19 protein-coding genes are annotated in these 21,384 nt (G+C 76.2%); 13 read left to right on the top strand and 6 right to left on the bottom strand.

Features of this window, described 5'->3' with window-relative positions; genetic code table 11:
• Nucleotides 1-85: 85 nt before the first annotated feature.
• The 6 genes from J5O08_RS08435 to J5O08_RS08410 all read left to right on the top strand — a co-directional run bounded on the left by J5O08_RS08435 (nt 86) and on the right by J5O08_RS08410 (nt 6,283).
• Nucleotides 86-670: a sugar O-acetyltransferase gene (locus J5O08_RS08435; RefSeq protein ID WP_218706428.1), complete on the top strand. Its 585-nt coding sequence runs from the start codon at nt 86-88 to the stop codon at nt 668-670.
• A 3-nt stretch (nt 671-673) separates the two neighbouring features.
• Nucleotides 674-1,246: a TetR/AcrR family transcriptional regulator gene (locus J5O08_RS08430; protein WP_218706427.1), complete on the top strand. Its 573-nt coding sequence runs from the start codon at nt 674-676 to the stop codon at nt 1,244-1,246.
• A gap of 164 nt (nt 1,247-1,410) precedes the next feature.
• Nucleotides 1,411-2,073 carry a sugar O-acetyltransferase gene (locus J5O08_RS08425; RefSeq protein ID WP_255589487.1) on the top strand — a complete coding sequence of 221 codons (663 nt, stop codon included), beginning with the start codon at nt 1,411-1,413 and terminating at the stop codon, nt 2,071-2,073.
• A 57-nt stretch (nt 2,074-2,130) separates the two neighbouring features.
• Entirely contained in the window at nt 2,131-3,411 is a 1,281-nt protein-coding gene (locus J5O08_RS08420) for a YihY/virulence factor BrkB family protein (RefSeq protein WP_218706425.1), read from the top strand.
• 30 nt (nt 3,412-3,441) lie between these two features.
• Nucleotides 3,442-5,799: an HAD-IC family P-type ATPase gene (locus J5O08_RS08415; protein WP_218706424.1), complete on the top strand. Its 2,358-nt coding sequence runs from the start codon at nt 3,442-3,444 to the stop codon at nt 5,797-5,799.
• A 184-nt stretch (nt 5,800-5,983) separates the two neighbouring features.
• Entirely contained in the window at nt 5,984-6,283 is a 300-nt protein-coding gene (locus tag J5O08_RS08410; protein WP_218706423.1) for a DUF1540 domain-containing protein, read from the top strand.
• A gap of 131 nt (nt 6,284-6,414) precedes the next feature.
• Here the strand turns inward: J5O08_RS08410 and J5O08_RS08405 are convergent, their stop codons facing one another.
• The 3 genes from J5O08_RS08405 to upp all read right to left on the bottom strand — a co-directional run bounded on the left by J5O08_RS08405 (nt 6,415) and on the right by upp (nt 8,716).
• Nucleotides 6,415-7,080 (bottom strand): NAD(P)H-binding protein, encoded by a 666-nt coding sequence (locus tag J5O08_RS08405; protein ID WP_147795273.1) that lies wholly within the window; start codon nt 7,078-7,080, stop codon nt 6,415-6,417.
• Between the two features lie 415 nt (nt 7,081-7,495).
• The gene (locus J5O08_RS08400; RefSeq protein ID WP_218706422.1) at nt 7,496-7,807 is read right to left on the bottom strand and encodes a hypothetical protein; all 312 of its coding nucleotides are present in this window, start codon (nt 7,805-7,807) and stop codon (nt 7,496-7,498) included.
• A gap of 273 nt (nt 7,808-8,080) precedes the next feature.
• Nucleotides 8,081-8,716, bottom strand: coding sequence for a uracil phosphoribosyltransferase (gene upp, locus J5O08_RS08395; RefSeq protein ID WP_147795275.1), 636 nt, complete (start codon nt 8,714-8,716; stop codon nt 8,081-8,083).
• Between the two features lie 298 nt (nt 8,717-9,014).
• Here upp and J5O08_RS08390 point away from each other — a divergent pair, with 298 nt between their 5' ends.
• Nucleotides 9,015-10,592, top strand: coding sequence for a methyl-accepting chemotaxis protein (locus tag J5O08_RS08390; protein WP_218706420.1), 1,578 nt, complete (start codon nt 9,015-9,017; stop codon nt 10,590-10,592).
• Nucleotides 10,593-10,620: 28 nt separating this feature from the next.
• Nucleotides 10,621-13,884 carry a BTAD domain-containing putative transcriptional regulator gene (locus J5O08_RS08385; protein ID WP_218706419.1) on the top strand — a complete coding sequence of 1,088 codons (3,264 nt, stop codon included), beginning with the start codon at nt 10,621-10,623 and terminating at the stop codon, nt 13,882-13,884.
• 36 nt (nt 13,885-13,920) lie between these two features.
• On the opposite strand, the gene J5O08_RS08380 is transcribed toward J5O08_RS08385, so the two are convergent.
• Both J5O08_RS08380 and J5O08_RS08375 read right to left on the bottom strand, forming a co-directional pair.
• Nucleotides 13,921-14,763: an ABC transporter permease gene (locus tag J5O08_RS08380; protein ID WP_147795278.1), complete on the bottom strand. Its 843-nt coding sequence runs from the start codon at nt 14,761-14,763 to the stop codon at nt 13,921-13,923.
• On the bottom strand, nt 14,760-15,770 hold the full coding sequence (locus tag J5O08_RS08375; RefSeq protein ID WP_218706418.1) for an ATP-binding cassette domain-containing protein: 1,011 nt from the start codon (nt 15,768-15,770) through the stop codon (nt 14,760-14,762). The genes J5O08_RS08380 and J5O08_RS08375 overlap by 4 nt, the downstream gene beginning before the upstream one ends.
• A 187-nt stretch (nt 15,771-15,957) precedes the next feature.
• Here J5O08_RS08375 and J5O08_RS08370 point away from each other — a divergent pair, with 187 nt between their 5' ends.
• From J5O08_RS08370 to J5O08_RS08360, 3 genes are all read left to right on the top strand, one after another.
• Nucleotides 15,958-16,584: a TetR/AcrR family transcriptional regulator gene (locus J5O08_RS08370; protein ID WP_255589486.1), complete on the top strand. Its 627-nt coding sequence runs from the start codon at nt 15,958-15,960 to the stop codon at nt 16,582-16,584.
• A gap of 63 nt (nt 16,585-16,647) precedes the next feature.
• A complete protein-coding gene (locus tag J5O08_RS08365) occupies nt 16,648-17,127 on the top strand; it encodes a VOC family protein (protein WP_374225949.1) in 480 nt (159 codons plus the stop codon).
• A gap of 28 nt (nt 17,128-17,155) precedes the next feature.
• Entirely contained in the window at nt 17,156-17,629 is a 474-nt protein-coding gene (locus J5O08_RS08360; protein WP_308281483.1) for a thioesterase family protein, read from the top strand.
• Nucleotides 17,630-17,666: 37 nt separating this feature from the next.
• On the opposite strand, the gene J5O08_RS08355 is transcribed toward J5O08_RS08360, so the two are convergent.
• Entirely contained in the window at nt 17,667-18,536 is an 870-nt protein-coding gene (locus tag J5O08_RS08355) for a Cof-type HAD-IIB family hydrolase (RefSeq protein ID WP_218706417.1), read from the bottom strand.
• Between the two features lie 209 nt (nt 18,537-18,745).
• On the opposite strand from J5O08_RS08355, the gene J5O08_RS08350 reads away from it, so the two are divergent.
• Both J5O08_RS08350 and J5O08_RS08345 read left to right on the top strand, forming a co-directional pair.
• Nucleotides 18,746-19,567, top strand: coding sequence for a hypothetical protein (locus J5O08_RS08350; protein ID WP_218706416.1), 822 nt, complete (start codon nt 18,746-18,748; stop codon nt 19,565-19,567).
• Between the two features lie 160 nt (nt 19,568-19,727).
• Complete coding sequence (locus tag J5O08_RS08345; RefSeq protein ID WP_218706415.1) at nt 19,728-21,356, top strand: methyl-accepting chemotaxis protein; 1,629 nt, start codon at nt 19,728-19,730, stop codon at nt 21,354-21,356.
• Nucleotides 21,357-21,384: the final 28 nt, after the last annotated feature.

Genomic DNA, 21,384 nt, shown 5'->3' with positions numbered 1-21,384 from the left:
CCCCGAGGGCGGCGTCGAGCACCGACGCCGCCCCCCGGGGGCAGGTCGCGGACGGGCCAGGCCGGTGACATGTACGATCGTACGCATGACGACCGACCACTTCGCCGGCGACCCGCGCACGAACCACGAGCGGATGCTCGCGGGCGACCTGTACATCGCCGACGACCCCACCATCGCCGCGGCCCAGAAGAAGGCGGTGCGGACCGCCGCCCGGTTCGCCGCCGCCTACGCCGACGACCCCGACGCCGGCCAGGCCGTCCTCGCGGAGCTGTTCGGCGGCGTCGGCGAGGGCACGCACGTGCGCGCACCCGTGCACGTCGACTACGGCGACCGGATCACCGTCGGGGCCCGGACCTTCGTCAACATGGGCCTGACCGCCCTCGACGTCGCGCCGATCACGATCGGGGACGACTGCCAGATCGGCCCGCACGTGCAGCTGCTCACCCCGACCCACCCGGTCGAGGCGCAGCCGCGCCGGGACAAGCTCGAGGCGGCGAAGCCGATCGTCATCGGCGACAACGTCTGGCTCGGCGGCGGCGTCATCGTGTGCCCCGGGGTGACGATCGGGGAGAACTCCGTCGTCGGCGCCGGCTCCGTCGTCACCAAGGACGTCCCGCCGAACGTGGTGGCCGTCGGGAACCCGGCCCGGGTGATCCGCGAGATCATCTGAGGCATGACGTCGACCGAGCCCGCGCCCGCCCGCACCCGTCGCGTCGACCCCGGCCGGCGCGACCGGATCATCGACGCGTGCATCGAGGTGATCGCGACGGACGGCGTCGACGGCACCTCGCACCGCCGCGTCGCGGAGGCCGCGGGCGTGCCGCTGGGCTCGATGACGTACCACTTCACCGGGCGTGAGGAGCTGCTCCGGGAGGCGTTCACCCGGTTCGCGCAGACGGTCGCGGACCGGGTGACCGCCCGCATGCAGGCGGTGCCTCCGGGGGACGTCGAGGCGGGGATCCGCGCGGTCGTGGACTCGATCCTGCAGGACGTCTTCCCGACGTCGCGCGAGCTCGTCCTCACCCACGAGCTCTACACGCTGGCCGCCCGGGACGCGTCCTACCGCACGCTCACCCACACCTGGATGCGCGGCAGCCGGGCGGCGCTCGAGCGGTGCTTCGACCCGGTGACGGCGCGCGTCCTGGACGCCCTGGTGGAGGGCATGACGATCCACCGGGCGCTGGACAACGAGCCGCACGACGACGCCGACGTCGAGCTGGCCGTCCGCCGCATCGTGCGCCCCTGACGCGGGTCCGCCGGGACCGGCGGCCCGACGAGGCTGACGGGACGCTTGCCGACCGAGTGGTACGTTTTCGTGTACGTCCGTACATTCGGATGCCTGCGGAGCGCCGCAGGAGGACACCCGGGTCCCACCCCGCGGGTGGGTCAACGAGCGCGAGGGGGAGCCCGTTGGACGAGCGCGAGCAGGAGGTCCGTCGTCGGATGGACGCCCAGGAGCTGTACAAGGACGTCGGCCCCGGTCTCGAGGCCCTGGAGGAGTCGCGGGTGCGCGGCAAGGAGCTCGCCCGCGAGTTCAACGCCCTGGAGCCCCGCGACGTCGAGAACCGCACCCGGGTGCTGCGGGAGACCTTCGGGACGATGGGCGACCACGTGTGGGTCGAGCCGCCGCTGTACGTGGCCTACGGCGTGCACACCCACCTGGGCAGCGGCATCTACCTGAACACCGGCACGACCATCGTCGACGACTCCCCGGTGCACATCGGCGACCGGGTCATGTTCGGCCCGCACGTGACGCTGGCCACGGCGGGACACCCGCTGCATCCCGAGACCCGGGCGACCGGCGCGCAGTTCTCCGCGCCGATCGTGATCGAGGACGACGTGTGGATCGGGGCGAACGTCACGGTCCTGCCCGGCGTCACGATCGGCGCCGGCTCGGTCGTCGCCGCCGGGGCGGTCGTGTCCGCGAACGTACCGGCACACGTGGTCGTCGGCGGCGTGCCCGCCCGCATCCTCCGGGCGATCACCGAGGAGGACCGCGTGTTCACCTACCGGGCGCCGCGCACCCTCGTCGACGACCGGGACCGCGGCGCGGGCGGGACGACGGCCCCGTAGGGTCGCCGCATGACGACTCCGCTCCCCGCGCCGGCCGCCGGGGCCTGAGCCGCCGCCGTGCTCCTCGTCCTCGTGCTCGCCGGCCTCGCCGTCGCCGTGCTGTCGCGGCGCTCCGCGTGGGTCCGGGACCGGCTGCCGGTCCCGGCGACGACGATCCTGGCGTGGACCGCGGCGGGCGCCGTCGGCCTCGGGCTGGCGGACGTCGGCGGGGGGACGGGGCGCACCGTGCTCTCCGGCGTCGTCGCGGTCGTGGCCGGGGTGCTGGCCGTCGCCGCGGCGGGCTGGCTCGTCGGCCTCGCGCGCCCGCGCCTGGCCCGCCGCCGGGCGCGGCGCGCCGGTGGTCCGCCGGTCGCGCAGCGGGCGGTCGCGCTGGCCGACCGGCACCCGCTGACGGTGCGCGGCTGGGGCGTCGCGTCCCTCGCGGTGCGCTCGGTCGTGCGGTCGGGCGAGGTGCGGATCACCGGTCTGGCCGCCGAGATGACCTACTACGCACTGATCTCGCTGGTGCCGATCGCCACGGCGCTCGGCGCGAGCCTCGGGTACCTCCGGCCGCTGCTGGGCGACGAGCAGGTGGACGAGATCCGCACGAGCGTCGTGGACGGCCTCGCGACGGTGTTCGCGCAGCAGGTGGCGAGCGACGTGCTGGCGCCGCTCGTCGACGGCCTCCTGGACGAGCGGCGCGGCGGGTTCGCCCTCGGGGCGCTCGCGGTCACGCTGTACCTGGCGAGCCGGGTGTTCCGCGCCGCGGTGCGGGCGCTCGACGACGCCTACCGCGTGGAGTCCCGGCAGAACGTCGTGACGCAGTACCTGCTCGGGTTCGCGTTCACGGTCGGCGCGCTGGTCACGCTCGTGACGGTGCTTCTGCTGGTCGTCGTCGGGCCGCTGCTGGGCGGGGGCGACGCGCTCGCGGCCCGCCTGGGCCTCGGGGACGCGTTCCGCGCGGCGTGGTCGGTCCTGCGCTGGCCGGCGGCGCTGGCGCTGGGCGGGGCGTTCCTCGCCCTGCTGTACCGGTACGCGCCGAACGTCGTCAGCACCTGGCGGCGCTGCCTGCCCGGCGCGGTGGCGGGGACGCTCGGCGTGCTGCTGGTCTCGACGGGGTTCGTGGCCTACGTCGCCGTGGCGGTGCCGGACACGCCCGGTGCCGACGCCGGGAGCGCGGCCGTCGTCCAGGCCGCCGCGCAGATGCTGGGCCTCGTCCTGGCGGCCGCGCTGTGGATCTGGCTGTCGAGCATCGCGGTGCTGCTGGGCGGCGTGCTGAACGCCGAGGTCGACGCCGCGCGGCCGCGGGCGCGCCGAGTGGAGCCCGCCGCGCCGGTCGCCGTCGCACCCGGCCCCTGAGGGGGCCCCGATCCCGGCTACCGTCGACGCATGGTGCACCGGGAGGCCGAGGTGATCGGCGGGCTGACGGCGGACGAGGTCCGCGAGCGGGTCGCCCGCGGCGACGTGAACCGGGTGGAGACCGGCACCAGCCGCAGCCTGGCCGAGATCGTGCGCAGCAACACCCTCACCCGGGTCAACGCGATCTACCTGGTGCTGTTCCTCGTGGTGCTGAGCACGGGCCACCTGCTCGACGGCCTGTTCGGGCTGCTCATCGTCGTCAACAGCGCCGCCGGCATGATCCAGGAGGTGCGCGCCAAGCGGACCCTGGACCGGCTGGCGCTGCTGAACCGGTCGCCGGTGACGGTGCAGCGGGCCGCGGGCGTCGTGGAGCTCGACCCCGCGGAGCTGGTCGTCGACGACCTGGTCCGGCTGGCCGCGGGCGACCAGGTGCCGGTCGACGGCGAGCTGGTCGGCACGGCGGGCCTCGAGGTCGACGAGTCCCTGCTCACCGGCGAGTCGGAGCCGGTGCTCCCCGCGCCCGGCGACCGGCTGCTGTCGGGCAGTGTCGTCGTGGCCGGGTCCGGCGTGCTGCGCGCGAGCCGGGTCGGGGAGGACGCGTACGCCGCCCGGCTGTCCCGGGAGGCGTCCGCGTTCAAGAAGCCGTCGTCGGACCTGCGCGCGGGCATCGACCGGATCCTGCGGTACATCACCTGGGCGCTGGTGCCGGTCGCGGCGCTCACCGTGGTCAACCAGCTGTGGATCAACGACCAGGCCCCGAGCGACGCGCTGCGCGGCATGGTCGCGGCCGTGGTGCCGATGGTGCCCGAGGGCCTGGTGCTGATGACGAGCGTGGCGATGGCGGTCGGCGTCATCCGGCTCGGCCGGCGGCAGTGCCTGGTGCAGGACCTGCCCGCGATGGAGTCGCTCGCCCGGGTCGACGTGGTGTGCTTCGACAAGACCGGCACGCTCACCGAGGACGGGATGCGGGTCCGGTCGGTCGAGGTGCTGGACCCGGCGCTCGCCCCCGAGCAGGTCGCGACCGTGCTCGCCACGCTGGGCGCCGCCGAGGAGCGGCCGAACGCCAGCCTGCGGGCCGTCGTCGAGCACGTGGGCGACCGCGCGCCCGCGGCCACCGCCGCCGTCGTGCCGTTCTCCTCCGCCCGCCGCTGGGCCGCGGTGCGGACCGCGGACGGCCGGTCCTGGGCGCTCGGCGCGCCGGACGTGCTGCTGCCGCCCGGGCACCCGGCGCTCGTGCGGGTCGCGGAGGAGGCCGGGCAGGGCCGCCGGGTGCTGGCCCTCGCCGGCCTGGACGGTGCGCCGGACGCGGCGGCGCTCCCCGCCGGTCGCCGCGCCGCCGCGCTCGTGGTCCTCGACCAACGCATCCGCCCCGAGGCCGCCGGCACGCTCGCGTACTTCGCTCGGCAGCAGGTGGCCGTCAAGGTCGTCTCCGGCGACGCGCCGAACGCCGTCGCGGCCGTGGCCGGCCAGGTGGGGCTGCCCGCCGGCGCGGTGCTGGACGCCCGCGAGCTGCCGGAGGAGCAGGAGGCCCTCGCCGACGCCGCGGAGCGGGCCGTCGTGCTGGGCCGGGTCGCCCCGGAGCAGAAGCGCGGGCTGGTGCGGGCGCTGACCGCCCGAGGGCACACGGTGGCGATGACCGGAGACGGCGTGAACGACGTCCTCGCGCTCAAGGACGCCGACGTCGGCGTGGCGATGGGCAACGGCAGCCCGGCCGCGCGGGCGGTGGCGCGGATCGTGCTGCTGGACAGCGACTTCGCGACGCTGCCGCACGTGGTGGCCGAGGGCCGGCGGGTCATCGCGAACATCGAGCGGGTCGCGACGCTGTTCCTGTCCAAGACGGTGTACTCGATCCTGCTGGCGCTGGTCGTCGCCGTCAGCGCGGTGCCGTTCCCGCTGCTGCCCCGGCACGTCACGCTCATCGCCTGGTTCACGATCGGCATCCCCGCGACCGTCCTCGGGCTCGCGCCCAACCAGGAGGCCGCCCGGCCCGGGTTCGTGCGGCGCGTGCTGACCGCCGCGGTCCCCGGGGGCGTGGCCGTGGCCGCGGCGACCTACGGGGCGTACGTGGCGGCGCGCGCGGTCATCGGCGACGGTCAGGCCACGCACGTCCTGACGGCCACGGCCGCGTTCCTCGCGCTGGTGCTCACCGCGTTCGACGTGCTCGTCGAGGTGGCCCGGCCGCTGCGTCCCTGGAAGGTCGGGCTGGTCGCGGCGATGGTGCTCGGCATGGCGCTCGCGGTCGGCACGCCGCTCGGGCAGCGGCTGTTCGTCCTGGACCCCACCGACGCGCGGGTGTGGGCGGTGGCGGTGCCCGCCGCGGTGGTCGGCGTCCTGCTGCGGCGGGTGACCGCGGCGCTGCTGCGGCGGATCGGGCCGCCCCGGAAATAGGTGACGACGGTGTTGAGAAATGCACCCGCCGCCCGCGCCGGGCACTTTCTTCGACTTCTGTCGACGCTCTGACGTGCCGTTTCACCGGTAAGCCAGGCCTTCCTTTCTAGACGCGCGGAAACCCGCGGCCTACCGTCGACGGGGTCAGGACAGGAACGCCCCCACCGACCCCGGAGGTCCCGCGATGAGCACCCTCATGGACCAGCCGCCCGTCTCCGAGTGCTCCGTCGACGGGTGCTCGTACAACCACGAGCACGCGTGCAGCGCGGCCGCCATCACGATCGCCGGCTCGGCCGGGGACGCGAAGTGCGCGACGTTCATCCCGCTCAACGTCAAGGGCGGGCTCGACCGCGTCGTCTCGCACGTCGGCGCCTGCCAGCGCGCGGACTGCACGCACAACGAGCACCTGACCTGCGCGGCGGACGCCGTGCGCGTGGGCGCCGGCCACGACCTGGCCGACTGCCTCACCTACGCCCCGGCCTGACCCGCCGGGAAGGCGCCCCGTCCCCGGGCCGCGCTGCGCCCCGCGACACTGGAACGTCGTGCCCGACACGCCGACGGCGTGTCCGTCACCACCTTCCACCGTGGGAGCGGCGGAGGTCGCGGGGACCCGGGTCAGTCCTCGCGCTCGGTCGCGGCGGCGACCGCCGCCGCGAGCGGGGTCGCGCCCTCGGACAGCTCGAGCACCAGGCCGGCCGTGCGGGGCTCGTCCAGCAGCCCGACCAGCACGGCGGCCACGTCGTCGCGCGGCACCTGCCCGCGCGGGACCTCCGCGCCCAGGCGCACGTGCCCGGTCCCGGCGTCGTCGGTCAGACCCCCGGGGCGCAGGATCGTCCAGTCGAGGTCCCGGCCGCGGAGGTCGTCCTCGGCGGCGGTCTTGGCGCGCAGGTACGCGGCGAACACCTCGTCGGTGCCGGCCGGCGGCTCCGCGCCCGCGCCGACCGAGGACACGAGCAGGTAGCGCCGCACCCCGGCCTGCTGGGCCGCGTCGGCGAGCAGCGCCGCGGCGCCCCGGTCGACGGAGTCCTTGCGCTCGGCTCCGCTGCCCGGGCCCGCGCCCGCCGCGAACACGACGGCGTCCGCGTCGGCGAGCTGCGCCGCGAGCGCGTCGACGCCCGCGGACTCGAGGTCGAGCAGCACCGCGGTGGCGCCGTCCGCCTCGACGTCGGCGACGTGGTCCGGGTTCCGGACGATCGCGAGCGGCGTGTCACCCCGCTCCGCGAGCAGCCTGCTCAGTCGGCGGGCGATCTGACCGTGGCCTCCGGCGATGGCGATGCGCATGCCCCCACGGTAGGAGCGCGGCCCGGGCGCCGCACCCGCTGCCCGGGCCGCGCGTGCGGCGCCGGTGGCGCCGCACGTCGAGGTGGCCGGTCCCCGGCCCGTGGCAGGGGGCCTTGTCGTGCTCGGACCGGGGGCCGGCCAGTGCCGTCCGACGCCAGGGGGGCGAACGCCGGACGGCTGCGGGACCTCGCGGTGGTCGGTCCCGGGGGACCGGTCCGCGGTGGTCGTCGCACTGCTCACGCTAGGCCCGATCGACACCCGTTCGACGACCGATGAGTAGCATCTCGGGCCTCGTTGGGTGGTGATCCGGCGCGGACTGAGGGGTAGGACGCGCGACCGGGTGGGCACCCAGGTGCTCCCCGGCGCCGGGTGGTGCGGGCGGCTGGGTGCTCGGGAGCGCTCCGGGTGCGCCGGGTCAGGCCGTCCCGGCGGCGGCCTCGAGCGGCTGCAGCCCGGCGAGCCGCCGCCGGATGCTCTGCACGTCGTCCTCGCGCCCGGACGGCACCAGGGACAGCGCCGTGAACGTCTCGGCGGTCGGCAGCAGGTCGCGCGCGAGGTCGCGCAGCGCCTCGGCGACCTCGGCCAGGTCGGCGGCGTGCGCGGCGTCCAGCGCCGGGGCGTCGCCCTGCAGGCCGACGTACAGCACGAAGCCGGCCCGGTCGGCGGCGGCGTCGCCGCGCGGTGGTGCGGGGACGGGCGGGGGTGCGGGGGTGCGGTGACGTGCCACGGGGATCTCCGGGGGGTGCGCGGGGGCCGCTGCGAGCGGCGGCCGGGGTGGTGGTCGGGGGACGGCGGGGCGTCAGGACCAACAGCGCGTGCGGGGCGCTCCCGGGCGTACGCCGACGGACGCCGGGGAGGCGTCGGTCGGGCGTCGGTGGAGGCTCACGCCCCCGATGGTGGCAGCAGCCGTGCCGGGGACCAAGGGCTTTCCGCGCGCGGTCTCAGCGGCCGAGACCGGATGACCGCGGTCGGGGGCGGGACGGACGGCCCCGCTCAGGCGTCAGACGACGCCGTACAGCCGGTCGCCCGCGTCGCCGAGGCCCGGGATGATGTACGCGTTCTCGTCCAGGCGCTCGTCCACGGCCGCGACCACCACGGTCACGTCGCCCCGGTCGCCGACGGCGTCCTCGACGACCTTGAGGCCCTCGGGCGCCGCGAGGAGGCAGACCGCCGTCACGTCGCGGGCCCCGCGGGCGAACAGGTAGTCGATCGCCGCGACCAGCGTGCCGCCCGTGGCGAGCATGGGGTCGACCAGGAAGCACTGCCGGCCGGTGAGGTCCTCGGGCAGCCGGTTGGCGTAGGTGATGGCCTCGAGCGTCGTCTCGTCGCGCTGCATGCCCAGGAACCCGACCTCGGCGGTCGGCATGAGGCGGGTCATGCCGTCGAGCATGCCGAGGCCGGCGCGCAGGATCGGGACCACGAGGGGCAGCGGCTCGGCGATCTTCACGCCGGTGGTGGTGGCCACGGGGGTCACGACCTCGACGGGCTCGGTGCGGACCTCGCGGGTCGCCTCGTACGCCAGCAGGGTCACCAGCTCGTCGACGAGCTTGCGGAACGTGGGGGACGACGTGTCCTTGTTCCGGAGCACCGACAGCTTGTGGGCGACGAGCGGGTGGTCGGCGACGTGCAGGCGCATGGGCTCAACCTACCGTGCGCACCCCGGGACCGACGTCCCGGTCGGCGCGGGGTGACGGGGACCACGATGGCGGGCAGCGCGCGGCGACGGCGCAGCCCCCTGCCTGCACCGTCGCCGCTGCGCACCCAACGCCGCGGGCACCGGGACCGACGAGGGCCCCGAGGAGAGCCCGGGCGGCCGCATGCGCGGACGGCAAAAAGTGCCTCTGACCAGCGCATTCATCCGGCCGAACCCCTCAGGACGGGCCGTCGCCGGTCGAACCTTCCTGCTGTACCCCCTGAAGGAGGAAGGCCTCGACATGGACCGTCACGCCACCCCGCTCCGCCGCTCGCTCGCGACCACGATGGTCGGGGCGGTGGCCGTCGCCGTCGTCGCGGGAGGTGCGGCCGGCGTCGTCGGCCTGCAGGCCCTCGCGGAGCAGCGCGGCACGCTCGCCGACCTGCGCGACACGCAGGTGGAGCTGGTGCAGGCGGCGGGGGAGCTGCAGTCGGGCATCAAGGGGGCCGTCGCCTACAACACCGCGCTGACCCTGGCGCCGGAGGTCAACCCCACCGCCGAGCAGGACCGCGACGCCGAGGTGGCCGCGGCCGACGCCGCGCTCGCGACGCTGCAGGGCCTGGCGATCCCGGCCGACCAGCAGCCCGCGCTCGACGAGGTGGGCACCCAGTGGGGCGTGGTGCGCCAGATCGTGCTGGACGACCTGTCGGCGCTGCCGCCCGCCGAGATCGCCCCCGTGACCGAGCGGTACCAGGCGGCGAACGCCGACCTGACCGACGCCCTCGGAGTGCTGCTGGACGACGCGTACGGCGCGATCGACGCCTCCATCGAGGCCGCGTCCTCGACGAGCACGCGCACCACCGTCGAGGTCGGCGCGCTGATCGGGGTCGGCGCGGTGCTGTCGCTGGGCCTGGGGCTCGGGCTCGGGCGCCGGGTGCGCCGCCGGCTGGCCGCGCTCGAGGACGTCGTCGACGGGATCGCCGCGCGCGACCTGACCCGGTCCTGCGACCTGGGCGGGTCCGACGAGCTCGCCCGGCTCGCGGCGTCGCTCGACGTGGCGCAGGCCGCGGTGCGGGACACCCTCGCGGGCGTCGTTCGGACCACCGACGAGGTGGGGAGCGCGGTCGCCGCGCTGTCCTCGGCCTCGACCCGCGTGGGCGCGGGCTCCGACGCGACCAGCGCGCAGGTCGGCGTCACGGCCGTGGCGGCCGAGCAGGTGTCGCGGAACGTGCAGGCGGTCGCCGCCGGCGCGGAGCAGATGGGCGCCAGCATCCGCGAGATCGCGCAGAACGCGAACGAGGCGGCCCGGGTCGCCGCGCACGCCACCGAGGTGGCGGAGACGGCGAACGGCACGGTCGCGCAGCTCGGCACCAGCTCGACCGAGATCGGCAACGTGGTCAAGGTCATCACCACGATCGCGGAGCAGACCAACCTGCTCGCGCTGAACGCGACCATCGAGGCCGCCCGTGCGGGCGACGCGGGCAAGGGGTTCGCGGTCGTCGCGGGCGAGGTCAAGGAGCTGGCGCAGGAGACGGCGAAGGCCACCGAGGACATCGCGCGCCGCGTCGAGGCGATCCAGGCCGACTCGGACCAGGCCGTGACGGCGATCGGCGAGATCGCCCGGATCATCGGCGACATCAACGACTTCCAGGTCGCGATCGCGTCCGCCGTCGAGGAGCAGACGGCCACGACGGCGGAGATGAGCCGCGGCGTGGCGGAGGCCGCGGCCGGCTCGGGGGAGATCGCGGCCAACCTCACCGGCCTGACCGACGCCACCGCCGACGTGGCGTCCGTGGTCGGCCAGGTCGACACCCAGGTGCGCGGGCTCGCGGGCACCTCGGAGGACCTGCGCACCCGGGTGGCCGCCTTCACGTTCTGAGTGGGGGCGCGCGACCTAGACTGCCGCGGTGCCTGGTCCCGCGCCCGAGCCCGCGGCCGAGCCGCTGCGGCTGGCCGTCCTCGGCCAGGTCCGCGCGGCCGGCCCCGACGGCGCGCTGCTGCCCGTGGCCGGCCTGGGCGCGAACCTGCTGCTGGCGCTCGCGCTCGAGCCGCGCGGGCTGTCGAGCGCCCGTGCGGTGGACGAGACCTGGCCGGACGGCGCGCCGGCGTCGGGCCGCGCGGCGCTGCAGACGCTGGTGTCCCGGCTCCGCGGCGCCCACCCCGGCCTGCTCGCGTCCACCGCCGCGGGCTACGTGCTCGGCGTCGCCCGCGGGGCGGTGGACCTGCTGCGGGGCGCGGACGCGCTCGACGCGGGGCGCGCGGCGCTGGCGGCGGGAGACGCGCCCGCGGCCGCCGCCGGCACGGGGGCCGCGCTCGACCTGTGGGACGGCGAGCCCGGGGCCGGCGCGACGTCCCCCGACCTGGTGGCCGCCCTGGCCGCGCGTGCGGACGGCCTGCGCCGCGACCTGCTGCGGGTGCGCGCCGCCGCGCTGCTCGACCTCGGCGACGCCGGGGCGCTGGCGGCCGCGCAGGACCTGCTCGCGCTCGCGCCGCTCGACGACGGGGCGCACCTGCTGCGGATGCGCGCGCTGCACGCGGCGGGCCGGAGCACCGAGGCGGTCGCGGCGTTCGGCGCCTACCGGGAGCGGCTGCGCGAGGCGCTGGGGTCGGACCCGGCGCCCGAGGTGGCGGCGTTCCACCTGGAGCTGCTGGACGGGGCCGCGCCGGCGCCCGCCGACCGGCCGGTCGCCCGCCCCGCCCCCGCCGCCCACGGGCTCCGCGTCGCGCCCAACGCGCTCATCGGCCGGGACGCCGACGTCGCCGCGGTCGAGGCGCTGCTCGGCGCCGCGCCGGTCGTGACCGTGCTCGGCACCGGCGGCCTCGGGAAGACCCGCCTGGTGCAGGAGGTCGCCCGGCGCGCGGCGGGCGGCGCCCGCGCCGTCTACGTCGCCGAGCTGGCGTCGGTGCGGGACGACCCGGACGTGCTCCCGGCGCTCGCGGGCGCGCTCCAGGTGCCCGAGGGCCCGGCCCGGCGCGCCGGCGTGGCGGACCAGCGGATGCGGCCGCTGGCCGAGCGCGTGCTGGACCGGCTCGGCGAGCAGCCGACCCTCCTGGTGCTGGACAACTGCGAGCAGGTGCTCGAGGGCGTCGCGACCTGGGTCGCGGACGTCGTCGGCACGCTGCCCGGGGTCCAGGTGCTGGCCACCAGCCGCGCGCCCCTGGGGGTGCCGGGGGAGCGGGTGCACCCGCTCGACCCGCTGCCGACCCGCGACGACGACGGCGGCCCGGGCGCGGCGGTCCGGCTCTTCACCGAGCGCGCGACCGCGGTCCGCCCGGGCGTGACGCTGCCCGCGGACGTGGTCGAGCGGCTGTGCGCCCGCCTGGACGGCCTGCCGCTGGCGATCGAGCTCGCCGCCGCGCGGACCCGCTCGCTCACGGTCGTCGAGGTCGAGCGCCGGCTCTCCGACCGGTTCGCGCTGCTGGTCTCCGGCGGCGCCGGGACGCCGGAGCGGCACCGGACGCTCCGGGCGGTCATCGCCTGGTCCTGGGACCTGCTCACCGAGCGCCAGCGGGCGCTGTGCCGCCGGGCCGCGGTGCTGCCGGACGGCTTCGGGCTGCCCGCGGCGCTCGCGGTGGTCGCCGGCGAGTCCGACGAGCCGGCGGTGCTGGACGACCTGGACGCGCTGGTGGCGCAGTCGCTGCTCCGCGTCGAGGAGGAGCCGCGGACCGGCGAGGTCCGGTACCGGATGCTGGAGACGGTCCGCGAGTTCGGGCAGCGCGAGGTCGAGGCGCTCGGCGAGGGGGTCCGGCTGCGGGACGCCGTCCTGGGCTGGGCCCGGGACGTCGCGTCGGGGATCGTCCGACGCGCCGGGAGCCCGGAGCGGGTGCTGCTCGACCCGGTCGGCGACGTCGAGCACGACAACCTGGTGGCGCTGCTGCGGCGGGAGCTCGCGGAGGGGACCCGCCGCCCGGACGCTGTGCTGGCGCTGTTCGCGGTGGTGGGGCTCCGGTGGATGCTGCAGGGCGCGCACGACGAGCTGCAGGACGTGCAGCGCGGCGTCCTGGCGGCGACCGACGGCTGGGTGCCCGACGGCGACGCCGAGCCCGCCGTGCTCGCGCTCGCGCTGCTCGCGGGCACCGAGCTCATGTTCGGCGACCTGCGGGCCGGCGCCCGCGCGCGGCTGGCGGTGCGCCGCGCCGCCGCGGCCGGGGGCCTGCGCCCCGTGGCGCGGATGCTGGCCGACGCCGTCGAGCGGTTCGCCGACCCCGCCGCGCTGGTCCGGCTGCTCCAGGACGCGCGGCGGTCGACCGACCTGCCGAGCCGGCGGCTCGCCCTGCTGGCGTCCTGGTCGCTCGCCGAGAACGACTCCGACGTCGAGGCCTCGATCGGGTACGCGGGCGAGGCCTACCACCTCGCGGTCGACACCGACGACCCGTGGACCGCCGTCATGGCCGCGGTGTCGCTGGCGGGCGCGTACAGCCAGAGCCTGCGGCCGCGGGAGGCGATGGACTGGCTGACCGCCGCCCGGACGGCGCTGGCCGCGCCGCAGATCACGCACCGCGACCTGATGGTGCAGGCGTTCGAGGACAGCCTGGAGCAGGTGTACGGCGTGACGCTGCTCGGCCTGGGCGAGTGGGACGAGGCGGAGCGGGTGTTCGAGGACGTCGCCCGGGCGACGACGGACGTGCGGGACGCCGAGGTGATGTCCGCCCTCGGCCTCGCGGAGGCCGAGCGCGGCCGCGGCGAGGTGGAGCGCGGGCTGGCGCGGTACCGGGCGCTGCTCGCGCGCGCGGCGGGCCGGGACGGGTCGGGGCCGTGGCTGCTCGTCGCCGCCGGGGCGTGCCTCGCCGCGCACGTGCTGGAGGGCCGGGCGGACGAGCCGGCGCTCGCCGAGGCCGTGCGGCGGATCGACGAGGACGACCTCACCGGCCGGGCGGGCTTCACCGACCGGCCGGTGCTCGGCACGCTGCTCACCGGCGTCGGGAGCTGGCGGGTGGCCGTGGCGCCCGAGGACCCGGGCGGGCTGGAGCTGCTCGCGCTCGCCGAGCGGGTCGGCGCCCGGCAGGACTTCCCGTGCGGGGTGCTGGCGCCGCACCTGGCGCTCGCGGCGGCGCGCTACGGCACGGACGCGGTCGAGCGCGCGAGGGCGGCGGCCGCGGCGCTCGGCCACGGGGACGACGTCCTGCGCGCGCTCACGCTGCTGCGCGCGGCGGGGGTGGGGGCGGCCTGATCACCGGCCCCTCCCACCCCCGGCCGCGCGGCGCGGTCAGGCCCGGCGCATGTACGCCCGCACCGTCAGCGGCGCGAACACCGCCACCACCACCGCGGCCCCGAGCAGCGCCCAGCCCGCGTCCGCGGTGATCCCGTTGCCGACCGTCAGGTCGCGCGCGGCGGTCACCAGGTGCGAGACCGGGTTCACGTCGACGAACGACTTCAGCCAGCCGGGCAGCGTGTCCGCGGGGACGAACGCGTTCGACGCGAAGGTCAGCGGGAACAGCACGATCATCGAGATGCCCTGCACCGACGACGCGGACCGGGCGATGACGCCGAAGAACGCGAAGATCCAGGACAGCGCCCACGCGCTGACGATCACGAGCAGCCCCGCGGTCACCACGCCGACGGCTCCGCCGTCCGGCCGCCAGCCCATGATCAGGCCCATGACCATCGTCAGGGTCGTGGCGATCAGGTAGCGGATGGTGTCGGCGAGCAGCGCGCCGGCGAGCGGGGCGATCCGGGCGATCGGCAGCGACCGGAACCGGTCGAACACGCCCTTGTCCATGTCCTCGCGGAGCTGGACGCCGGTGACCACGGACGTGGTGATGACCGTCTGCACCAGGATGCCGGGGATGAAGAACGGCAGGTAGGACTGCACGTCACCGGCGATCGCGCCGCCGAAGATGTACGTGAACATCAGCGTGAACAGGATCGGCTGCAGCGTCACGTCGAACAGCTGCTCGGGTGTGCGGCGGACCTTGAGCAGGCCGCGCCAGCCCATGGAGAACGACTGCCGCACGGTGGCGCCGAGCGTGACGCGGTTGCTGGCGGCGCGGGCCAGGGCCTGCGGGTCGACCGCCGGGCGCGCCGGCCGGGTCGGGGTGAGCGTGGTCATGCGCGGGCCTCCTCGAGGTCGCGGTCCTGGGTGTCCTCGGCCGGCGCGGGCGCCGCGGAGGCGTGCCCGGTCAGCGTCAGGAACACCTCGTCGAGCGTGGGCTCCTGCACGGCGATGTCGTGCAGCGGGATGCCGGCGGAGCGCAGGGCGACCAGCAGGTCGCCGGCGGAGTCGGCGGTGGGGACGGGCGCGGAGAGCCGGCCGTCGGGCGCGCGGGTCGGCTCGACGCCGAGCACCGAGCGGGCGATCCGCAGCGCCTCGGGCTCGTCGGCGGCCTCGGCCAGCCCGATCTGCAGCCGCGAGGTGCCGACGGAGGCCTTGAGCTCCGTGCCGGTGCCCTCGGCCACGAGCTGACCGCGGTCGATCACGGCGATCCGGTCGGCCAGCTGGTCGGCCTCGTCGAGGTACTGGGTGGTGAGCAGGACGGTGGACCCGCCGGCGACGAGGCGCCGCACGGTGTCCCACATCTGCAGGCGGGTGCGCGGGTCGAGGCCGGTGGTCGGCTCGTCCAGGAAGATCAGCGGCGGCTGGGCGATGAGCGAGGCCGCGAGGTCCAGGCGCCGGCGCATGCCGCCGGAGAAGTTCTTCAGCGGACGGGCGGCGGCCTCGGCCAGCCCGAACTCGTCGAGCAGGGCCGCGGACGTGCGCCGCGCATCGGCCCGGGACAGGCCGAGCAGCCGCGCGAACAGCACCAGGTTCTCGGTGGCGGACAGGCTCTCGTCGACCGAGGCGTACTGGCCGGTGACGCCGATCAGCGACCGCACGGCCTGCGCCTCGCGGGCGACGTCCCGGCCGAACACGGTGGCCGTGCCCGCGTCCGGGCGCAGCAGCGTCGCGAGCATGCGGATGGTCGTGGTCTTGCCGGCGCCGTTCGGGCCGAGGAAGCCGTAGACGGCCCCGGTCCGGATCTGCAGGTCGATGCCGTCGACCGCGCGGTTGTCGCCGAACGTCTTGACGAGCCCGCGGGCCTCGACGGCCCACGTGCTGCCGCCGGTGGATGTGGTCATGGTGGTGGTCCTCCCTGGTTGACGCCGACCACTCTCCGGCGGCCCGCTCACACGGCGCTCACGTCCCGCTGACACCGGCCGCGGGCGGGCGTGAGCGCGGGTGAGGTCGGCCCGGGCGCCCGCGCGGCGCCGTGACGTGCGCCGACGGGTGCGCGAGACTCCCGGACAGGTCAAGGGGGTGGCTGGTATGCCGCGCATGGCGGTGGCGGAACGACGGCGCGAGCTGGTGGACGCGGCGGTCCGGGTGATCGCGCGGGACGGCGTGGCCGCGGCGACCACGCGCGCCGTCGTCGCCGAGGCCGGGATGTCGCTCGCGAGCCTGCACTACGCCTTCCCCTCGCGGGAGCACCTCATCGAGGCGGTGATCGCCGAGGTGACCGCGCAGGAGCGCCGGGCCGCGGAGTGCGGGCTGCTCCCCGTGGCGACGGCCGCCGAGGACGGGCCCGCGGGGCCGCCCGCGCTCGAGGAGGTCATCGCGGCCGGGCTGGAGCGCTACGTCGACCTGCTCGCCGAGCGCCCGGAGCGCGAGCAGGCGCTGCTGGAGCTCGCGCTGCACGCGATGCGGACCGGTCAGCGCGGGGCGCTCGTCGCCCAGTACGCGGTCTACCAGGAGTCGGCGCGCGCCTCGCTGTCGACGGCGGCGCTCGCGGCCCGCAGCCGCTGGACGGTGCCGCTCGACGAGGTGGCGCGGGCGCTCGTGATGACGACGGAGGGGCTGACCACGGTCTGGCTCGCGGACCGGGACACCGACGCGGCGCGGCGGACCGCCCGGTTCGCCGCGCGGGCGCTGGCGGCGCTGGCCGAACCGGCGTAGGCCCGGCGCGCGGCGAGGCGCCGGGGCACACTGGGCGGGACACCCGAGTCGAGGAGGCCTCCCGTGCTGACCAGCGTGCACCCGTTCCTGTGGTTCGACACCCAGGCCGAGCAGGCCGCCGCGCTCTACACCTCGCTGATCCCGAACTCCGGCGTGACCGCGACCCGCCGGTACCCCGAGGGCGCCCCGGGCGGGATGGCGGGTCAGGTCATGTCGGTGTCGTTCGAGCTCGACGGCCTGCCGGTCGAGGCGCTGAACGCCGGGCCGCAGTTCCGGTTCACCGAGGCGTTCTCGTTCTTCGTGTCGGTGGACACCCAGGACGAGGTCGACCGGCTGTGGGACGGGTTGACCGCGGGCGGCGGCGAGCCGTCGCAGTGCGGCTGGCTCAAGGACCCGTACGGCCTGTCCTGGCAGATCGTGCCGCGCGTGCTCGACGAGCTGCTCGGCGACCCGGACCCGGCGCGCGCCCAGCGGGCCATGCAGGCGATGCTCGCGATGCAGAAGCTCGACGTGGCGGCGCTCCGCGCGGCGGCCGACGGCTGACCGGGCCGCGGCGACCTACCCTGGGGCGGTGACCGAGACCGCCCCCACCCCCGGCCGGCGCGGACGCGTGACGATGCAGGTGCGGTGGTCGGACGTCGACCTCTTCGCGCACGTCAACAACGCCGCCTACCTCCGGTTCCTCGACGACGCCCGGTTCGCGCTGTTCCCGTCGATGGGCGTCGACCCCGCGGGCCGGCCCACCGACTCGCTGCTCGTCGTCGTGAAGCACGAGATCGAGTACCTGGCCCCGCTGCCGTTCCGGCCCGAGCCCATCGCCGTGGACGTGTGGGTGCCGCGGACCGGCCGGTCGTCGGTCGACTTCGGGTACGAGGTGCTGGACGTGACGGGTCAGGGCGGCGCCGAGCCCGTCGTCTACCTGCGCGCCCGGTCCCGGATGGTGCAGCTCGACCGCGGCACCCACCAGCCGCGGCCGTTCACGCCGGACGAGCGCGCGGTGTTCGAGACCTACCCGGGCGAGGCGCCGATCCTGCACGGCTGGTGACCTCGCGGGCCGCGCGGCCCCGCCCCCCGGTGGGACGTCAGCCCGCGAGCGTCATCCCGAGCGCCGCGGCCAGCGTCCGGGTCACCCCGTTGCGGCTGTTCGCCGGCACCACGTACCGGGCCCGCGCTCGGACCTCCGGGTGCGCGTTGTCCATGGCGCACGACCAGCGCGCTGCGTCGAGCAGGCCGGCGTCGTTGAGGTAGTCGCCGAACGCCATCGTCTGCTCCGGCGTCACGCCGAGCCGGTCCTGCACCCGGCGCAGGGCGTGGCCCTTGTCCGCCGCGGGGCTCATCACGTCGATCCAGTGCTGCCCCGACACGACGACGCGCAGCCGGTCGGCGAGGTCGTCGAACGCCGGCGCGGTGGCCTCCTCGACGGACCCGAAGTCGAAGACGGCGACCTTCAGCACCACGTCGTCCACCGCCGTGACGTCGGGGACCTCCACCAGCCGCGCGTAGTGCCGCCCCGCGTGCTCGGCGAACGCGTCCCCCACCCGCTCGATGTACGCGGCCCGCTGCCCGCACAGCACCAGGCCGACGTCGGCGCCCCGCCCGGCGAGCGCACGGACGCGCGCGACGACCTCGGGCACCGCCTCCGCGGGCAGCGGGTCGGTGGACAGCGTCTGCTCGTGCTGCGCCACGTACGAGCCGTTCTCGGCGATGAACACGAGGTCGTCGCCGCGCGCGCCGAACAGCTCCCGGAGGTTCGCGTACTGCCGCCCGCTCGCCGGGGCGAACGCGATCCCGCGCCGCTCGAGCTCGTCCAGCACCGGCCAGAACGTGTCCGGCACCCGGCCGTTCTCGTCGAGGAGCGAGCCGTCCATGTCGGACACCACGAGGCGCACCTGGTCGACGTCGGGCAGGGCGGGCGGGTCGAGGACGGGCTCGGTGGTCGTCGCGGCGGGCATGTCCCCAGTCTCGCAGCCGCGCCGCGGTCGTCCGTCCGGGTGACGCGGCACCCAGCGCGCGCACAGCCGGGTCACGGGGACCGCCCGCACCCGATACGGTCGTCGGGCACCGAGCCGCGCCGCGCGGCCGGCGCGCAGGGGGCGCGGCGACGTCGCGCACCCGTGCCGCGCCGGCGCCGGACGGCTCCCCACGACCGAGGAGTCCTCCCATGCGCGTCTCGCGCGGCATCGCCGCCCTGTCCCTGACGGCCGTCGCCGTCCTGGGCCTGTCCGCCTGTTCCTCCGACTCCGAGAAGGCCGACAAGCCCGCCGCCGGGGCCGAGGCTTCCGCCCCCGCCGAGGAGGTCGCCGAGGTCGACTCCGACTTCGACCTCACGAAGGACGACTTCGTCGAGCGCGTCACCGCCGCGGCCCAGGCCGCCGGCACCGTCACCATGGACATGACCACCACGGGCTCCGGCGTCACGCAGACCGCCTCCGGCGTCATCCGCTACACCGACGGCGCGCAGGACCTGGCCATGACGATGGAGGTCCCGGGCGCGGGCACCATCGACTTCAAGATGGTCGGCGGCGTCGTCTACATGCAGATGCCGGAGCTCACGGGCGACAAGTACCTGCAGATCGACCCGGACGACACCAGCAACCCCCTCTCGCAGTCGTTCGCCGGCATGGAGGGCCAGTTCGACCCGACCGGGACGCTCGCCGGTCTCGGCGACGCGGTGAAGTCGTTCGAGAAGGTCGGCGAGCCGCAGGAGGCGGGCGGCGCCCTCGCGCAGGAGTACGCCGTCGTCATCGACTCGGCCGCGCTGTCCGACCCGGCCGTCGCCGAAGAGCTCGCCGCCGCGGGCACGTCCCTGCCGCCGGAGCTGACCTACAGCTACTGGATCGACGCCGACGACCAGATGCGCCGCGTGACCACCGAGGTCGCGGGCGTCAGCACGGACGTCACCTTCTCGGGCTGGGGCGAGCCGGTCGAGATCACGGCGCCGTCCGCGGACCAGCTCACGGACATGAGCAGCCTCGGGTTCTGAGCACCCCGCTCCGGCGACGGGCCGGGCACGCCTGTCCGGCGTGCCCGGCCCGTCGGCTGTGAGCCACGCCTCGCGCGTTCGCCCGGCCGATCCGCTCAGGGCGCCGCCGCCCGGGCCGATCCGGACGTCGGCAGGGGCCGGGCGAGACGAGGTCGGCGGTATGGGTGCGGTGGCGAACGGGCGGAACCGGTGGAGCGGGCTCCGGGCGAAGGTCCTGGGGGTCGCGGCGATCGGCGTGACGACGGCGGTGGTCGCCGGCGTGGGGTCGCAGGTGTTCCTCGGCCGGGTGTCGGCGGCGAACGAGCGGCTGGCCGGGCTGCAGGAGGTGTCGACCGAGGTCGGCGAGGTCCGGACGATGAACGCGGACGTGTCGGGCTGGCAGGTGGCGTACGCGTGGGACACCCGCCGGATCGGCGGCCCGGAGGCGGTCGACGCCGCCAGCGCCAACCGCGCGGGCTACCTGGACTCGGTGCAGACGCTCCGGGCGGCGCTCGACGCCGTCGACACCGACCGCCTGACGGCGGACGAGGCCGCGACGTTCGAGCGGGTCGCCGCGCTCTGGGAGGACTTCTTCGCGGTCGACGACCAGGTGGTCGCCGCGTACCAGGAGGGCACGCCCGAGGCGCTGGACGCCGGGGACGCGCTCGTGACCGGCGACGGCTACGACGTGTACTACGCGATCGGCGACGCGACCACGGAGCTCCTCGGCTCGCTGGGCGACCGCACCGTGCAGGCGACCGAGGACGCCGCGTCGGCCGCGGCGACCGGGCGCGTCGTCACCGCGGCGCTGCTCGTCGCGGGCGTGGTGGCCGCGCTGCTCGCCGGGCTGCGGGTGTCGGGGAGCATGGCCCGCGCGGCGTCCCGGGTGCGGGCGTCGGTCGAGGCGATGGCGACCGGCGACCTGACCCGGGAGCCCGGCGTGCGGTCGCGCGACGAGCTGGGCGAGATGGCGACCGCGCTCGCGTCGGCGCAGACCAGCCTCCGGGCCACGATGGCCGGCGTCGTCGAGACCTCGCAGGCGGTCGCGGCCGCGGCGGAGGAGCTGTCGGTGGCGTCCTCGCAGGTGGCCGCCGGCTCGGACGAGACGAGCGCGCAGGCCGGCGTCGTCGCGGCGGCCGCGGAGCAGGTGTCGCGCAACGTGCAGACGGTGGCAGCCGGTGCGGAGGAGATGGGCGCCTCGATCCGGGAGATCGCGCAGAACGCCTCGCAGGCGGCGAAGGTCGCCGGGCAGGCGACGGACGCCGCGGCCGTGACCAACGACCAGGTGGCGCGGCTCGGGGCCTCGTCGCAGGAGATCGGCAACGTGGTGAAGGTGATCACCTCCATCGCCGAGCAGACGAACCTGCTGGCGCTCAACGCCACGATCGAGGCGGCGCGCGCCGGGGAGGCCGGGAAGGGCTTCGCCGTCGTGGCGGGCGAGGTCAAGGAGCTCGCGCAGGAGACCGCCAAGGCCACCGAGGACATCGTGCGGCGGGTCGAGGCCATCCAGGGCGACACCGCCGGTGCGGTCGCGGCGATCGGCGAGATCGCGGGGATCGTGGCGAGCATCAACGACTACCAGCTGACGATCGCCTCGGCCGTGGAGGAGCAGACCGCCACGACGACCGAGATGTCCCGCTCGGTCGCCGAGGCCGCCACCGGGTCCGGCGAGATCGCGGTCAACATCACCGGCGTGGCATCGGCGACGGCGACGTCCTCGCAGACCCTCGGGCAGATGGGCGACGCCATCGGCGAGCTCGCGCGGATGTCCGAGGACCTCCGCGCCCGGGTCGCGCGCTTCACGTACTGACAGCGCGGCGGGCGTCGAGGGCCCCGTG

It is taken from the genome of Cellulomonas sp. PS-H5 (assembly GCF_019265565.1).
GTDB lineage: Bacteria > Actinomycetota > Actinomycetes > Actinomycetales > Cellulomonadaceae > Cellulomonas.
The sequence above is the reverse complement of the archived record's forward strand: the minus strand, read 5'-3'. Positions and strand labels throughout refer to the sequence as shown.

What these genes read in the sequence shown, in the direction of transcription:
- J5O08_RS08435 (WP_218706428.1), top strand. Translation starts at nt 86, where the DNA reads ATGACGACCGACCACTTCGCCGGCGACCCGCGCACGAACCACGAGCGG.
- J5O08_RS08430 (WP_218706427.1), top strand. Translation starts at nt 674, where the DNA reads ATGACGTCGACCGAGCCCGCGCCCGCCCGCACCCGTCGCGTCGACCCC.
- J5O08_RS08415 (WP_218706424.1), top strand. Translation starts at nt 3,442, where the DNA reads ATGGTGCACCGGGAGGCCGAGGTGATCGGCGGGCTGACGGCGGACGAG.
- J5O08_RS08410 (WP_218706423.1), top strand. Translation starts at nt 5,984, where the DNA reads ATGAGCACCCTCATGGACCAGCCGCCCGTCTCCGAGTGCTCCGTCGAC.
- J5O08_RS08405 (WP_147795273.1), bottom strand. Translation starts at nt 7,080, where the DNA reads ATGCGCATCGCCATCGCCGGAGGCCACGGTCAGATCGCCCGCCGACTG.
- upp (WP_147795275.1), bottom strand. Translation starts at nt 8,716, where the DNA reads ATGCGCCTGCACGTCGCCGACCACCCGCTCGTCGCCCACAAGCTGTCG.
- J5O08_RS08390 (WP_218706420.1), top strand. Translation starts at nt 9,015, where the DNA reads ATGGACCGTCACGCCACCCCGCTCCGCCGCTCGCTCGCGACCACGATG.
- J5O08_RS08380 (WP_147795278.1), bottom strand. Translation starts at nt 14,763, where the DNA reads ATGACCACGCTCACCCCGACCCGGCCGGCGCGCCCGGCGGTCGACCCG.
- J5O08_RS08375 (WP_218706418.1), bottom strand. Translation starts at nt 15,770, where the DNA reads ATGACCACATCCACCGGCGGCAGCACGTGGGCCGTCGAGGCCCGCGGG.
- J5O08_RS08370 (WP_255589486.1), top strand. Translation starts at nt 15,958, where the DNA reads ATGCCGCGCATGGCGGTGGCGGAACGACGGCGCGAGCTGGTGGACGCG.
- J5O08_RS08355 (WP_218706417.1), bottom strand. Translation starts at nt 18,536, where the DNA reads ATGCCCGCCGCGACGACCACCGAGCCCGTCCTCGACCCGCCCGCCCTG.
- J5O08_RS08350 (WP_218706416.1), top strand. Translation starts at nt 18,746, where the DNA reads ATGCGCGTCTCGCGCGGCATCGCCGCCCTGTCCCTGACGGCCGTCGCC.
- J5O08_RS08345 (WP_218706415.1), top strand. Translation starts at nt 19,728, where the DNA reads ATGGGTGCGGTGGCGAACGGGCGGAACCGGTGGAGCGGGCTCCGGGCG.